The sequence below is a fragment of the Methylobacterium sp. D54C genome, assembly GCF_053345595.1.
Window position 1 is genome coordinate 440670 of sequence record NZ_JBKFAK010000003.1, and the last position, 12066, is coordinate 452735.

Consider the following 12066-nt stretch of genomic DNA (forward strand, 5'->3'; position numbering starts at 1 on the left):
CGCGCGCCACCCCCGCCCCTACAGCCCCTTGCAGCGGGCCTTGATCGCGGCCGAGAACTCGCGGTCCGACCCCTGGACCTGGGCCAGGCGCTCGCCGCGCTCCGAACCGGACAGGCAGCGACCGTAGACGCTCGCCACGCGGCGCATCGTCTCCACGTGGCGCCGCCAGACGCGGCAGTTCTTGGCGTCGTCCCCGTCCGCCTGTTCGAGCTGCTCGAGGGCCTGGCGCTGCATCGATTGCGCCACCAGGACGTCGCGCGCGCAGGTGGTCTCGCCCTGGGCGGCGGCGCCGGAGATGCCGGCCGCGAGGGTCAGGGCGGCGGCCGTTCGGAATCTCTGGATCATCACGCGGCCTGCGGTGCCGTCGAGCGCGTCAGGAGCGCGTAGAGCGCGCCGGCGTCCCGGGCGGCGCGGATATGGGCGAGCATGCCCGGCTCGCGCAGGATGCGGGCGACTTGCGCCAGGGCCTTCAGGTGATCGGCGCCGGCGCCCTCGGGCGCGAGCAGCAGGAAGGCGATGTCCACGGGCTGGCCGTCGAGCGCCTCGAAGTCCACCGGCCGGTCGAAGCGCGCGAATAGCCCGAAGAGACGGTCGAGACCGGGCAGCTTGCCGTGCGGGATCGCCACGCCGTCGCCGATGCCGGTCGACCCGAGCCGCTCGCGCTGGAGCAGCGTGTCGAAGACGGGGCGCTCACCGAGGGCGGGCAGGCGCCGCGCCGCCTGCGCGGCGAGGTCTTGCAGCACCTGCTTCTTGGCGCGGGCGCGCAGGGCCGGCACGACCGAGTCGGGGTCGAGGAATTCCAGAACTGGCATCGAACGACCGTTGCCCCGTCGCCCGTTCGCGAGGAAGCGGGCCTCGTCGCAGGGGCATCGACGACCGTTCCGGCCGCGCCCCCACCAGATTCAATAAGCGGGGAAACCAGCCGGTTCCGGCTCCGTTCCTCCCGACCCGCGGCGTCACTCGGTGGCGTTCGGCGGGTCCACCCAGCCGATCGCTCCGTCGCTCCGCCGATATACGACGTTGACGCGGCCGGTGCCAGCGTGGACGAACACAACCACTGGGGATCCCGTCATGTCGAGGGCGGTCACCGCCTCGCCGATGGTGCGGCGCTGGAGGGTCTTGGTGCTCTCGGCGACGATCGGCGGGTGGGCGTCGCCCTCGGCGGCGTCGTCCTCCTCCACCTCCGGGGCGGCGAACACCGCGTAGGCGGCCTCGACCGCCGCTTCGTCCCCCGGGCCCGTCGCGTGCTGCTTCAGCTTGTGCTTGTAGCGCCGCAGACGGGTCTCCAGGCGCTCCGCGGTCTGCTCGAAGCTCGACCGCGCGTCGTGCGCGAAGCCGTTGGCCTCGATCGTCAGGCCGGAGACGAGGTGCAGGACGCAATCCGTCCGGAAGGCGGTGCCGTCGCGCCGGAGCGTGACGTGGCCGTTGCAGGAATCGTGCATGTGCGAGTCGAGATACTTCGCCTGGATCGCCGACATCCGTTCCTCGACGCGGCCGCGCAGACTCTCGCCGAGATCCACGCCGTGGCCAGTCACTCGCAACGATCCCATGCTGCCTCCCCCGTTCCGATGCAGTCGGCCGAATTAGAGAGCCGGCTCGGGTTAAGTCAACGGAGCCCCTTGCGGTTCAAGCGCTTGCTTAACGCTGGGTTCAGCCGGCCTGTCCGTATACACGGGGCCTCCGGCACCTTGCCTTGCGACGTGAGACGACCGCCTGCATGATGATCGACCCCGGATTCTCCGCCACCGCGACACGCCGCGCCGTCCTGGGGGGCGCGCTCGGCGCTGCCGCGGGCCTGCTCCCGGCAGCCGCGCGGGCGGCCGACCCGGAGAAGGCCCCGGCCCTGCCCGGCGCCGGCGAGGCATTCGCGGCGGGCACGCTGACCGACCTCGCCCGCGCCCGGGCCGCCGCCCCCTACGCCGCCCCGAAGACCGGCGACGTGCCGACGGTTCTCAAGAACCTCTCCCGAGAGGCCTACGAGGCGATCCGTCCCGCGGAGGGCCGCGCGGTCTGGGCCGACCGGAATGCCGGCTACGTCCTGGAGCCGCTGCTGCGCGGCTCGATCTTCGAGACGCCGGTGTCGCTGTTCGTCGTGGAGAACGGCGTGGTGCAGCCGGTCGGGTACGACAAGTCCGCCATCGCGGCGCCGGGCCTCGACCTGCCCGACCTGACCGCCGACACCGCCTTCTCGGGCTTCCGCCTGCGCGCCCGGTTCGGCGGCGCCGACGAGTTGTCGAACTTCGCCCTGTTCCAGGGCGCCTCGTTCTTCCGCCTCGTCGCCGAGGGCCAGGATTTCGGCATCAACGCCCGGGCGCTCGCCCTGCGGCCGGCGGATTCCCGCGGCGAGGAATTCCCGCTGTTCCGGGCCCTGTTCGTCGAGGCGCCGCGGGCGGGCCAGCCGGTCATCGTCCACGCCCTCGGGGAATCGGAATCGGCGACCGCGGCGTTCAAGATCACCCTGACGCCGGGCCGCGACGTCTCCACGGCGCAGATCGACGGGACGGTCTTCGCCCGCGCCGAGCTCGACCATATCGGTCTCGGCGGCATGCAGGGCAGCTACCTGTTCGGGCCCCTCGACCGGAACCGCGTGGACGACCTGCGCGCCGCGGCCTTCTCGGTGGAGGGCCTGGCGATCCACAACGGCTACGGCGAGCCGATCTGGCGCCCGGTTCACAATCCCGAGGCGCTGCAGGTCTCGGCCTTCGTGGATCGCGGGCCCAAGGGCTTCGGCCTCATGCAGCGCGCCCGCGCCTACGACGATTTCGAGGACGACCGGCGCCACTGGGAGCAGCGACCGTCCCTCTGGCTGGAGCCCCTCGACGACTGGAACGAGGGCGCGGTCACGCTGCTGGAGATCCCGAGCGATTCCGAGCTCAACGAGAACGTCTTCGCCTACTGGCGGCCCAAGGCGAAGCTCGCGAAGGGCGCGGAGATGCGCTTCCAGTGCCGGCAGCACTGGTCCAAGGGCTGGCCAGACCCGCTGCCGCCGGAGATCGCCCGGGTGCGCGACAGCCGCTGCGGTCACGGCAGCACGGGGAACCGCCGGCTCTTCGCCGTCGATTTCGAGGGCGACGCGCTGTTCCGGCCCGGCGACATCGACGTCGACCTCGGCGCTTCGGCCGGGATGATCACGCGTCAGGAACGGTTTCGGTACCCCGATCGTAAGACGCTGCGGATCCTGTTCGAGCTCGATCCGGGGAGCGAGCGCGCGAGCGAGCTGCGTCTCGCGCTCCGGCGCGGCCAGGCCCGGGCCAGCGAGACCTGGCTGTTTCGCTGGACACCCTGAACCCCGACCCGATTGCTGAGGAACGGCCTCCCCCGTGCGACTGGACGAGACCATGATGTTGCCGCCAGCGACAGACGCCAGTTCCGGGCGCGAGACCGTGACCGACGGCGGCCGTTATCTGCCGCCCGAGGCCCCCCTGTCGATGCCCGTCCAGGATCTGGCGCGCTGGGATCCGGGGCTCGGTCACCGGCCGGAGCGCCGGGTCCGGTCGCCCTGGCCTGAGCGGATCCTGGTGTTCGGCGGTGCCCTGGCGCTCACGGCCTTCGGCGGCTGGCAGATGGTCGAGACCGTGTCGGTCTCCGGCAGCCCGACCGCCCTCCAGCTCGTGCTGGTCGTCCTGTTCTGCCTGACCTTCTCGTGGATCGCCCTGGCCTTCACCAGCGCGGTGCTCGGCTTCGCGACGCTGCTGCGCCGGCCCCGGCCGGCGCCGAACCCGGCCGCGCTGCGCACGCGGACCGCGGTCCTGATGCCCGTCTACAACGAGGCGACGGCCCGCACCTTCGCGGGCATCGAGGCCATGCGCGAGGCGGTCGAGGCGACCGGGCTGGGCGATCATTTCGACTGGTTCGTCCTGTCGGACTCCACCCAGCCCGATGCCTGGATCGCCGAGGAGCGGGCCTATCTCGACCTGCGCGGCCGGCTCGGCCCCGAGGCCCGGCTCTACTACCGGCACCGGCCGAAGAACCATCACCGCAAGGCCGGGAACATCGGCGATTTCGTCACCCGCTGGGGCGGGCGCTACGACCACATGCTCGTGCTGGACGCCGACAGCCTGATGAGCGGATCTGCCGTCGTGGGGCTCGCGGCCGCCATGGAGGCGGACCCGGACGCCGGGATCATCCAGACGCTGCCGCTGATCATCAACCGCAACACCCTGTTCGCCCGACTCCAGCAATTCGCGGCCCGGATCTACGGCCCGGTGATCGCCGCCGGCCTCGCCGCGTGGTCGGGCCGGGACGGCAACTACTGGGGTCACAACGCGATCATCCGGACCCGCGCCTTCGCGGATTCCTGCGGCCTGCCGGACCTGCCCGGGAAGCCGCCCTTCGGCGGACACATCCTGTCCCACGACTTCGTCGAGGCGGCCCTGATCCGCCGTGCGGGCTGGGCGGTGTACATGCTCCATCGCCTGCCAGGCTCGTACGAGGAGAGCCCGCCCTCGCTGATCGACGTGGCGGTGCGCGACCGGCGCTGGGCGCAGGGCAATCTCCAGCACGCGCGGGTGATCGGCGCCGCCGGGCTGCATCCCGCGACGCGGCAGCACTTCGCCACCGGCATCGCCGGCTACCTCGCCTCACCGCTGTGGCTGCTGCAGCTGGTGGTCGGTATCCTGCTGGTGCTCCAGACGGCCACGGAGCGGCCGGACTATTTCGGCGGCGCCGGCTTCTCGCCGGTCTTCCCGCGCTTCGATCCGGTCCGCGCGCTCCAGCTGTTCGGCCTGACCATGGCGGTGCTGCTGGCACCCAAGTTCCTCGGCCTGATCCTGGCGCTGCTGGACGGCCCGGTGCGGCGCGCCTGCGGCGGCGCCGGACGGCTCGTCCTGTCGAGCCTCGTCGAGATCCTGCTGTCCGCCCTGGTGGCGCCGGTGGCGATGGTGATCCAGTCGGGCTCCGTGATGGGCATCCTGCTCGGACGGGACACGGGCTGGAACCCGCAGCGGCGGGACGACGGCTCGATCCCGCTGCGCGACATCGTCGTCCGCCATCGCTGGCACACGCTGCTGGGGCTGGTGGCGGGCGTCGCCGCCTTCGCGATCGCCACCTCGCTGTTCCTCTGGATGAGCCCGACGATCCTGGGTCTCGTTCTGGCGATCCCGATCTCCTGGGCGAGCGGCCAGCTCGGGCTCGGCCTGGCGCTCAAGCGACGCCTGCTCCTCGCCACGCCGGAAGAGGCCGCACCGCCGGAGATCGCGGTCCGCGCCGCGTCCCTCGCGGCCCGCAACGCGGAGCGCGGGTTCGACGAGACGGATGCCCTCGCGGCCCTCCACGCCGATCCCGACCTCGCGCGTGACCACACGCGGATGCTGCCCCTCGGACAGCGGCGGCCCCGGGGCGCGATCGATCCGGACCAGACCCTGGCCACCGCCAAGATCTGCGAGGCCGAGACGGTGGCGGAGGCGCAGGCGTGGCTCTCGCCGAAAGAGCGGATGGCACTCCTGCATGACCGGGCCCTGGTCGACCGCCTCGTCCGCCTCGACGCGCGCTAACGGTGATCGCGGTCCGTCCGACCGCGAAGTGACGACCGCGGCGCGCGCCCGGGATCGGTCAGCGCCGCTCGCGGAGACGTGTCGGTGCGCCCCGATCGTGAGGTCCACCGAGGCCGCCAGCCGGACCGAGCCGTGAGAAGTGATTAACCATTCGGGTCCTAGATTCGCGCATCGTCATTCGGATCCGGTCATGACCCTCCTGTTCGTGTTCCTGCTCCTGCCGCTCGCGGTGGCCATCGTCCTGGCCCGCGGCGAGCCGATCCGCACCATCAGCTGCCTCGGCGCGATGGGCGTTGGCTGCGTCATCGCCGCCACGAGTCTCGTGAGCCTCGTGCGCCACCGGATCCGGACGACCTGACACCGGACCGGAGCAAGCTACCGTCAGAGGAACCCGACCTGGCGCGGGCCGCCGCCCAGGCTGCGCCCCGCACGGGAGACCAGCTGGGAGAAGGCCAGGGCCGCCGCCGTGGCCTGGGCGCGGGACGGGAAGCTGCGTCGCGATTCGAGAACGGGCTCGTCAGTCTCGTTGACGAGAACCCACGACCACAGCGACCGGCTACGCTCTCGTATCTCGAATTGCACGGGCGCCTCCCTGTCCGGGACATGCGAAGCGAAAGACTTGCATCCGCGAGTGACATCCGGATGACGTTGTTTCGCGACCGTCAAGGCGCGCCGGCCGCCGCAAAATTCTGCTGAAGACTATTGTCTTCGTGGACGGAGCGCGGCGAGATCGATGGTTCAGCATCGTGCCAGCTATCCATCGAGATCTGACCCGAACAATCGAGTGCGAAATCCGTGCCAGGATGAGCGGACAGCCGGCCAGCTATCCCCAGGAACTGCGCTGGCCCCGTGATGGCCGCCTCGGCATCCGCGCTGCCGACGCCGCGACGCGCCTGCGACGCGCGGACTTGACTGGATTGTCTGGATCTCGATGCTCTGGCCCGTTGCGGGCGGGGTCGAGGGCATTCTGGCGGCAGCACCCGGTGGCGCTGCGAGGCGGATCGACGTGATGGCAGATCACAGCAGAGTCCCGAACGAACGGTCGCGTCGCCTTCTCGGCGATCTGGCCGAGACTCTCGGATGTTCGGTCGACGTCTTCTTCGATCCGGACCCGCACGACGACCGTTCGATGACCGAAGAATTGCTGACCCTGTGGTTCTCGATCAAGGATCCCGATGCCCGGCACCGCATCCTGGATTGTGCCCGGGCCGTGAAGGCCGAGGCCGGGGCGGACGCGCAGCCGCGCCCCTGACCGGTGCCTTGTTTCCGACGGCTTGGCGCTCCACCCAGGCAGCCCGTCCGTCGCCGCGACCCCAGTCGGAGAACCCATGAAATCCGTGAACGCTCTGATCGCCGAGGAACTCGGTGTCGGGGAGGCGCAGGTCGCGGCCACCGTGGCGCTCCTCGACGGCGGCGCGACCGTGCCGTTCATCGCGCGCTACCGGAAGGAGAATACGGGCGGCCTCGACGACACGCAGCTGCGCAGGCTGGAGGAGCGCCTGTCCTACCTGCGCGATCTCAACGAGCGGCGCGCCGCGATCGTCGCGAGCATCACGGCCCAGGGAAAGATGTCCCCGCCCCTGGCGTCAGCCCTCGACGCCGCCGACACGAAGGCGCGGCTGGAGGACCTGTACCTGCCCTTCCGGCCCAAGCGGCGCTCGAAGGCGCAATCCGCCCGCGAAGCCGGCCTCGAACCGCTGGCCCAGGCCCTGCTGAGCCGTCCCGACCGCGCGCCCGAAGCGGTCGCGACCGCTTACGTGTCGGACGCGCGGGGCGTGCCGGACACCGAGGCCGCGCTGGAGGGCGCCCGCGCCATCCTGATCGAGCGCTTCGGCGAGGATGCCGACCTCGTGGGGCGCCTGCGGGCGGATTACTGGCGGACCGGCCAGCTCGTCTCGCAGGTGCGCAAGGGCAAGGCGAACGAGGGGGCGAAGTTCTCGGACTACTTCGACTGGAGCGAGCGGCTGGAGCGCATGCCCTCGCACCGGATCCTGGCGATCTTCCGCGGTGAGCGGGAAGAGGTCCTCGACGTCGGCTTCGCCGCGGAGGGGGAGGAGTCGGCGCCTGGCCTTCCCGGGCCCTTCGAGACGGCGATCTGCCGCCGCTTCGAGATCGCGGCGCGGGGGCGTCCCGGCGATGCGTGGCTCCTCGACGCGGTGCGCACGGCCTGGCGAACGAAGATCCGGGCCGGGATCAAGCAGGACCTGCGCGGCCGGCTGTTCGAGCGGGCCGAGGACGAGGCCGTGTCGGTCTTCGCCGGGAACCTCAAGGACCTGCTCCTCGCCGCTCCGGCGGGCGGCCGGGCGACGATGGGGCTCGATCCGGGCTACCGGAACGGCGTGAAGGTCGCGGTAGCTGATCGGACCGGGCGGGTCGTCGCGGTGGAGACGACCTACCCGCACGAGCCGCAGCGGCGCTGGCGGGAGGCCGTCGCGACGCTCGGCCGGCTCTGCCGGCTGCACGGCGTGGAGCTTCTCGCCGTCGGCAACGGCACCGCGTCCCGCGAGACCGAGCGCCTCGCCGCGGAGATCATCGCGGCGAACCCGGACCTGCCGCTGGCGAAGGTCGTGGTCTCCGAGGCCGGCGCCTCGATCTACTCGGCCTCCGAGATCGCCGCCAAGGAGTTGCCCGACCTCGACGTGTCCCATCGCGGCGCCGCGTCGATCGCCCGGCGCCTCCAGGATCCCCTGGCGGAACTGGTCAAGATCGACCCCAAGTCGATCGGCGTCGGGCAGTACCAGCACGACGTGAGCGAGGCGAAGCTGTCGCGGTCGCTCTCGGCGGTGGTGGAGGACGCGGTCAACGCGGTCGGGGTGGACGTCAACACCGCCTCCCCGGCCCTGCTGGCGCAGGTCTCCGGCCTCGGCGGCGCGATGGCGGCGCGGATCGTCGCCCACCGCGACGCCCAGGGACCGTTCCGCACGCGGGCGGCGCTCAAGAAGGTCCCGGGGCTCGGCCCGAAAACCTTCGAGCTGGCCGCCGGCTTCCTCCGCATCCAGGGCGGTGACGACCCGCTCGACGGGTCTGGCGTCCACCCGGAAGCCTATCCGGTGGTCCGCCGCATCCTCCAGGCGACGAAGAGCGACATCCACGTCCTGCTCGGCAACACCGCCCTCCTCGGCCGCCTCGCGCCGGAGCCCTTCGTCGACGCGCGCTTCGGCCTGCCGACCGTGCGCGACATCATCGCCGAGCTCGAGAAGCCGGGGCGGGACCCGCGGCCGGAATTCAAGACGGCGCGCTTCCAGGAGGGCGTCGAGACGATCGGGGACCTGAAGCCCGGGATGCAGCTCGAGGGTGTCGTCACCAACGTCGCGGCCTTCGGGGCCTTCGTGGATATCGGCGTCCACCAGGACGGGCTCGTCCACATCTCGGCGATGGCCCGGCGGCGGATCGCGTCGCCCACCGAGGTCGTCCGGATCGGCGAGGTCGTCCGGGTGCTGGTCCTCAGCGTCGACGTCCCGCGCAAGCGCATCGCGCTGTCGCTGCGGCTCGACGATCCCGTCGAGCCGGGCCAGCATGCCCGGAGGACGGCCGAGCCGCGGCAGGACGCGCCGCGGAGCCGACCGAGTTCGGATCCGGCGCCCGGCGGGGCGCTGGCCGACGCGCTCCGGCGTGCGGGCGCCGCGCCGCGGCGCGAGTGAGGCATGCCTGACGCGCACGGCCTCCGCGTCGCGGCCGGGACTGCCGCCGGTGAACCGAGAACATGGTTAGCGCTTCGTAAACCTCCGTGCGGTCAGAGTGCGGGCGTCGTGCCGCGGAGCGCGATTCGAAACACCTGATCGCGGTTCCGGGATCGCTGCGGCGACCCCACGGCTCGGAGGCTCTGATGCAAGCGCACGTTGCGGGGATCGACAACCCGAACCCGATGATCGGCCCGGCCCGCTTGATCCGGGCGGCCTTCGAAGGCGCCGACATGGCCGCCCTGGCCGCCGAGATCCTCGCCGAGGGCGGAGACTCCGCCCTCGACGCCGGGACGGCGCTGGACATGGCGACGATCCTGCTGCTGAAGCACCGCTTCACCGAGGGGCTCGCGCTCCAGAGCGAGGTGCTGGACGCACAGCGGGTCTTCTCGCTGCGCTCGAACCCGGATCAGGCGCGGATCCGCGTCCTCGTCCTGGTCACGGCCGGCGATCTCATGGCGAACACGCCGATCGACTTCCTGCTGAACGACGGCGATTTCGGCCTCACCTACCTCTATCTCCGCCCCGGCGAGCCGGTCCCGCACGACCTGCCGGCGCACGACGTCATCGTCACGGGCATCGCCTACGCGCGGACCGCCGAGCCGCTCCTGGAAGCCCTCGCGGCGGCGGCGGACCAGTGGATGCGGCCGATCGTCAATCACCCGCGCCACGTCCTCAAGACGTCCCGCCACGGGATCGCGGACGCGCTCCGCGGGGCGGCGGGGATCCTGGCGCCGGAGGTCGTCCGCGTGAGCCGCTCCATCCTGAGCGCCGCGGCGTCCCGCAGAGCCGAGGGCCCGACCTACCCGCTCCTCGTGCGCCCTCTGGACACGCACGCCGGCAACGACCTCCAGAAGATCGACCGGGCGGAGGACCTGCATCTCTACCTCGCTCAGACGGAAGCCGAGGCGTTCTACGTCACGCAGTTCTGCGATTACCGCGGTCCCGACGGCCTCTATCGGAAGTTGCGCATCGTGCTGATCGACGGTGTGCCCTACCTCTGCCACATGGCCATCCGCGATCACTGGATGATCCACTACCTCAACGCTGGCATGCTGGAGGATCCGGTGAAGCGGCAGGTCGAGGCCGCCGCCATGGCCACGTTCGACACCGACTTCGCCGAGCGCCACCGCGCCGCGTTCGCCGAGATCCACCGCAGCATCGGCCTCGATTACCTGATCATCGACTGCGCCGAGAGCGCGGACGGCCGGCTGCTGATTTTCGAGGCCGATACCGGGATGGTCGTCCACGACATGGATTCGGCGGAGCTGTTTCCCTACAAGGCGCCGCAGATGCGCCGGGTCTTCGCCGCGTTCCAGGACGCGCTGCGGGGGCGGGCTCGGGGGCGGACCGCCTAGGTCGGCCGCCTCGGCAAGGGAGGCTGCGGGCGTCGGGTGCTCCACCCGGCGCCTTCACCAGGGGATGCGGCCGAAGCGGTCGACCAGCCGCTGGTACTCGGCGTTGCTCTCGGCCTTGGAGGTGCCGCCCGAGCCGACATCCGAGGTTCCGGAACCCGGATGCACGAGGCGGCACACCAGCGGCAGGACGAAGCCGTGCCGCACGAGCTGCACGTTGGGGCCGCCGTTGCGCAGGACGTTGGCGAGCCACGGGCGGACCTGGATCGCGTCCTGCAGCGTGACGGGCGCCGTCGCCTCGACGAGGTGGGCGCGTCGCAGGCCGGTCTCGGCGAGGCGGCCGAGCCACTCGTTGTCGTAATGCCACTTCGCGGCGGGGCTGATCGCGCCGACCTGCGCGAAGGTGGTCCGCCGCATCAGCCAGCCCGACGGCGTCGCGAAGTCGTTGATCCGCACCACCTCGCCGGCCTCGTCGGTCTCGAGCTGCGTCGAGGAGACGAAATCGAAGCTCTCGAGGGCCCTCAGCGCGAAGCCCAGATAGGCGGGCAGCCAGTGATCGTCGTCCTCGAGGAAGCCGACGAGGTCCCAGCTGTCGTCGACGGCGGCGATGGCGGCGTTCAGCGCGGGGATCTGGCCCCTCTGCGGGCCGCGCGCGAAGGTGACCTGCGGGTGCGCGGCGAGCCGCGCCGGGATCTCGGTCCCGGGATCGGTCCCGACGAAGAAGTGGATCGTCGCCGGCCGGTCGAGCTCCTGGGCGTTGGCGCTCGCGATCGCGTGCTCCAAAAAGTACTGGCCGGCCTTTCCGGCCAGGGTCGAGGGTTTGAGCCTCGACGGCGTGATGATCGCGATCCTCATTCCCACGCCTCACCGTGTCGGGCGTCGCGCGCCGCGGCGCGGAACGCTGTCAGAGCTTGAAGGATTGCTCGCCGATATGGCCGAGCTCCTTGCTGAGATACGGATCGCACCAGATCCGGAAGCCGGCGGCGCGTGCCCGGTCGCTGAAGTCGAAGTCCTCGCCGATGTTCACGCCGGCTTCCTCGTCGACGCGGAAGCGGAAATAGGGCTTCTTCAGCTTCTCGAAGACCGTGGACTTGATCAGCAGGAAGCCGGTCGGGATTCGGGACATCTCCAGCAGACCCTTCGGCGCGTCGGCCGGCTGCTCCGGGAGGATGTCGCCCAGGAAGTGGAACGGGGCGGTGCGGCGGGAATAGGTCGCGCCGATGATGTCGACCTGCCGCACGAGGAGCTTGAGGAGTGCGTCCTTCGGGAAGGTCATGTCGCTGTCGATGAACAGGACGTACTCCGCCCCGTACTTCTGCGCGTATTCGAGGCCGAGGTTGCGGGCATCGGCGACGATCGACGACTTCCCGACGACGATCGACATCGGCATCTCGCCGAGCGAGTGCATCATCGATCCGAGGCTCACGGCGAAGTCTGCGTGGACCATGGTCCCGCAGGGGATCGCGATCGCCACATGGGGCAACTTCGGCGACGCGGAAGGGGTCGCGGCGCCAACATCACCGGACGCTTGAGCGATCA

Annotated in this window: 12 protein-coding genes; 6 read left to right on the forward strand and 6 right to left on the reverse strand. The window is 71.1% G+C overall.

Annotation, left to right across the window (positions count from 1 at the left end; all coding sequences use genetic code 11):
* Positions 1 to 18: 18 nt before the first annotated feature.
* The 3 genes from ACLBYB_RS11175 to ACLBYB_RS11185 form a co-directional block, all read right to left on the reverse strand.
* Positions 19 to 345, reverse strand: a complete 327-nt coding sequence (locus ACLBYB_RS11175) for a hypothetical protein (RefSeq protein ID WP_447698786.1) — start codon at positions 343 to 345, stop codon at positions 19 to 21.
* On the reverse strand, positions 345 to 812 hold the full coding sequence (gene ptsN, locus ACLBYB_RS11180; protein ID WP_020093595.1) for a PTS IIA-like nitrogen regulatory protein PtsN: 468 nt from the start codon (positions 810 to 812) through the stop codon (positions 345 to 347). Before ptsN ends, ACLBYB_RS11175 begins: the two co-directional genes overlap by 1 nt.
* Before the next feature lie 144 nt (positions 813 to 956).
* On the reverse strand, positions 957 to 1550 hold the full coding sequence (locus ACLBYB_RS11185; RefSeq protein WP_447698787.1) for a ribosome hibernation promotion factor: 594 nt from the start codon (positions 1548 to 1550) through the stop codon (positions 957 to 959).
* Between the two features lie 167 nt (positions 1551 to 1717).
* Between ACLBYB_RS11185 and ACLBYB_RS11190 the strand changes: the two genes are divergently transcribed.
* From ACLBYB_RS11190 to ACLBYB_RS11200, 3 genes are all read left to right on the forward strand, one after another.
* The gene (locus ACLBYB_RS11190) at positions 1718 to 3286 is read left to right on the forward strand and encodes a glucan biosynthesis protein D (RefSeq protein ID WP_447698788.1); all 1569 of its coding nucleotides are present in this window, start codon (positions 1718 to 1720) and stop codon (positions 3284 to 3286) included.
* A gap of 52 nt (positions 3287 to 3338) precedes the next feature.
* Positions 3339 to 5492: a glucans biosynthesis glucosyltransferase MdoH gene (gene mdoH, locus ACLBYB_RS11195; protein WP_447698789.1), complete on the forward strand. Its 2154-nt coding sequence runs from the start codon at positions 3339 to 3341 to the stop codon at positions 5490 to 5492.
* Positions 5493 to 5682: 190 nt separating this feature from the next.
* A complete protein-coding gene (locus tag ACLBYB_RS11200) occupies positions 5683 to 5850 on the forward strand; it encodes a hypothetical protein (RefSeq protein WP_020093591.1) in 168 nt (55 codons plus the stop codon).
* Between the two features lie 23 nt (positions 5851 to 5873).
* On the opposite strand, the gene ACLBYB_RS11205 is transcribed toward ACLBYB_RS11200, so the two are convergent.
* Entirely contained in the window at positions 5874 to 6074 is a 201-nt protein-coding gene (locus ACLBYB_RS11205; protein WP_020093590.1) for a hypothetical protein, read from the reverse strand.
* A gap of 349 nt (positions 6075 to 6423) precedes the next feature.
* Between ACLBYB_RS11205 and ACLBYB_RS11210 the strand changes: the two genes are divergently transcribed.
* The 3 genes from ACLBYB_RS11210 (at position 6424) to ACLBYB_RS11220 (ending at position 10530) form a co-directional block, all read left to right on the forward strand.
* Entirely contained in the window at positions 6424 to 6744 is a 321-nt protein-coding gene (locus tag ACLBYB_RS11210; protein ID WP_447698790.1) for a hypothetical protein, read from the forward strand.
* A gap of 76 nt (positions 6745 to 6820) precedes the next feature.
* Positions 6821 to 9133: a Tex family protein gene (locus ACLBYB_RS11215; RefSeq protein WP_447698791.1), complete on the forward strand. Its 2313-nt coding sequence runs from the start codon at positions 6821 to 6823 to the stop codon at positions 9131 to 9133.
* Positions 9134 to 9318: 185 nt separating this feature from the next.
* A complete protein-coding gene (locus ACLBYB_RS11220) occupies positions 9319 to 10530 on the forward strand; it encodes a hypothetical protein (RefSeq protein WP_447698792.1) in 1212 nt (403 codons plus the stop codon).
* Between the two features lie 54 nt (positions 10531 to 10584).
* On the opposite strand, the gene ACLBYB_RS11225 is transcribed toward ACLBYB_RS11220, so the two are convergent.
* Together ACLBYB_RS11225 and ACLBYB_RS11230 are read right to left on the reverse strand one after the other, a co-directional pair.
* A complete protein-coding gene (locus tag ACLBYB_RS11225; RefSeq protein ID WP_100253825.1) occupies positions 10585 to 11382 on the reverse strand; it encodes a glycosyltransferase family 2 protein in 798 nt (265 codons plus the stop codon).
* A gap of 49 nt (positions 11383 to 11431) precedes the next feature.
* The gene (locus ACLBYB_RS11230) at positions 11432 to 11974 is read right to left on the reverse strand and encodes a glycosyltransferase family 2 protein (protein ID WP_042670628.1); all 543 of its coding nucleotides are present in this window, start codon (positions 11972 to 11974) and stop codon (positions 11432 to 11434) included.
* Positions 11975 to 12066 lie beyond the last annotated feature (92 nt).

What these genes read in the sequence shown, in the direction of transcription:
- ACLBYB_RS11190 (WP_447698788.1), top strand. Translation starts at nt 1,718, where the DNA reads ATGATGATCGACCCCGGATTCTCCGCCACCGCGACACGCCGCGCCGTC.
- ACLBYB_RS11210 (WP_447698790.1), top strand. Translation starts at nt 6,424, where the DNA reads ATGCTCTGGCCCGTTGCGGGCGGGGTCGAGGGCATTCTGGCGGCAGCA.
- ACLBYB_RS11185 (WP_447698787.1), bottom strand. Translation starts at nt 1,550, where the DNA reads ATGGGATCGTTGCGAGTGACTGGCCACGGCGTGGATCTCGGCGAGAGT.
- ACLBYB_RS11225 (WP_100253825.1), bottom strand. Translation starts at nt 11,382, where the DNA reads ATGAGGATCGCGATCATCACGCCGTCGAGGCTCAAACCCTCGACCCTG.
- ptsN (WP_020093595.1), bottom strand. Translation starts at nt 812, where the DNA reads ATGCCAGTTCTGGAATTCCTCGACCCCGACTCGGTCGTGCCGGCCCTG.
- ACLBYB_RS11220 (WP_447698792.1), top strand. Translation starts at nt 9,319, where the DNA reads ATGCAAGCGCACGTTGCGGGGATCGACAACCCGAACCCGATGATCGGC.
- ACLBYB_RS11200 (WP_020093591.1), top strand. Translation starts at nt 5,683, where the DNA reads ATGACCCTCCTGTTCGTGTTCCTGCTCCTGCCGCTCGCGGTGGCCATC.
- ACLBYB_RS11215 (WP_447698791.1), top strand. Translation starts at nt 6,821, where the DNA reads ATGAAATCCGTGAACGCTCTGATCGCCGAGGAACTCGGTGTCGGGGAG.
- ACLBYB_RS11230 (WP_042670628.1), bottom strand. Translation starts at nt 11,974, where the DNA reads ATGGTCCACGCAGACTTCGCCGTGAGCCTCGGATCGATGATGCACTCG.
- mdoH (WP_447698789.1), top strand. Translation starts at nt 3,339, where the DNA reads ATGATGTTGCCGCCAGCGACAGACGCCAGTTCCGGGCGCGAGACCGTG.
- ACLBYB_RS11175 (WP_447698786.1), bottom strand. Translation starts at nt 345, where the DNA reads ATGATCCAGAGATTCCGAACGGCCGCCGCCCTGACCCTCGCGGCCGGC.